This window comes from Craterilacuibacter sp., from assembly GCF_051659485.1.
Taxonomy (GTDB): domain Bacteria; phylum Pseudomonadota; class Gammaproteobacteria; order Burkholderiales; family Chromobacteriaceae; genus Craterilacuibacter.
This window is the reverse complement of record NZ_JBOFOO010000134.1, coordinates 1-1646: the sequence shown is the minus strand read 5'-3', so window position 1 is coordinate 1646 and position 1646 is coordinate 1. Positions and strand designations below refer to the sequence as shown.

General features: G+C 59.4%; 1 pseudogene. It reads left to right on the top strand.

Annotation, left to right across the window (positions count from 1 at the left end):
* Positions 1-1386: pseudogene (locus tag ACRC1E_RS04660) on the top strand (ribonucleoside-diphosphate reductase, adenosylcobalamin-dependent); the annotation flags it as partial.
* Positions 1387-1646: the final 260 nt, after the last annotated feature.

The window sequence follows — 1646 nt, the reverse complement described above, 5'->3', positions numbered from 1 at the left end:
ACCCAGGACTATGTCGTCGAAGACCACGCCTACCGCGTGTACCGCATGCTGGGTGGCGACACCGACAACTTGCCGGATTATTTCGTCTCGGCGATGAGTATGGGTGCGCTGGATCATATGCTGATGGTGGCTGCGGTCGCGCCGTTTATCGACACCGCCATCTCCAAGACCGTCAACGTGCCGGTCGATTACCCGTTTGCCGACTTCGAGAGCCTGTATCTCGAGGCATGGAAAGCCGGCCTCAAGGGCATCACCACCTATCGCCCGAACAGCGTAATCGGCTCGGTGTTGTCGGTCGAGCCAACCAAGGAAACGCCGCAAGACCTGTCGGCGAGCCAGGATGGCGATCCGGATCGCCGCATCACACTGAACACCGCGCCTAGCCCGGCGCTGGCCTCGCTCAAGTGGCCGAACCGCCCGAAAATGAAAGAGGGCAATCCGTCGTGGACCTATATGGTCGAAGGCACGGCCGGCGATTTTGCTGTGGTGGTGGGGCATGTCGAAAATGGCCGCAGCAGCCCGTTCGAGTGCTGGGTGAACGCCACCGAAGAACAGCGCGGCCTGTCGGCGATAGCCAAGACGCTGTCTATGGATATGCGTTGCCGCGATCGCGCCTGGCTGGCAGCCAAACTGGATGTGCTGGCACGCAGCAGTGGCGACAAGCGTTACGCTTTCGAGCTGGGTGAAAAGATGATTTATGCCACCTCTGCGTCATCGGCGCTGGGGCAGGTGGTGCAGTACCGCGTGTCGCAACTGGGCGCGCTGGAAGCCGAGGCAGGCGAGTCTACGCCGGTGATGGATGCACTGTTCTCGCGCAAGGAACCCAAGTCCGGTACCGACGGCACCATGAGCTGGTCGGTGGATATCTCCAACCCGCAAACCAGTGACGACTTCGTTCTGTTCGTCAAAGAGCTGGTGCTGCCTAACGGCCAGCGCCGCCCGTACTCGATGTGGCTGGCCGGTAACTACCCAAGCGAATTCGACGGCCTGTGCAAGATGCTCAGCCTCGACATGCGCGTGATCGATCCGGCCTGGATAGGCATGAAGCTCAGGAAGCTGATGACTTATGCCGAAGCGCAGGGCGACTTCTTTGCCCGCATTCCGGGGTTGGACAAGTCGCAAAGCTGGCCATCGACCATTGCCTATGTGGCGCGCCTGCTGATTCACCGCTTCGCCATGCTCGGCATCCTGACCGAAGAAGGCGTGCCGATCGAAGAAATGGGCGTGATGGTGCCGGAGCAGAGCGATCTGTTTGTGCCTGAAACCGGTGTCAAAATGAAGCAGCTGGCCGGTAAGGCCTGCCCGGAATGCGGCAACCACGCGCTGATCAAGAAGGACGGCTGCGAATTCTGCACCGCCTGCGGCCACGTCGGTGCCTGTGGTTAAGTCAACCGGTACGGGTATTCGCTAGCGTATAAGTTGCAGGCATGGTCAACGGCAAGTACTAAGCGCGCGACGGATAGCCGAGCTTATTCAAGGCAGTTCCCCCTTCCGAAGGGGGCTGCCTTTTTGATTTGGTGGCGTGTCTGCTTATGTGCACACAATCAGGCAAGCCTATTTGTTACTGCTCGGCAGAGAGATAACGTTCAATGGGAAAGCGGCAAAGCGTGGCCTGCTGCTGCACTTGCAAGAAATTATTGATAGCC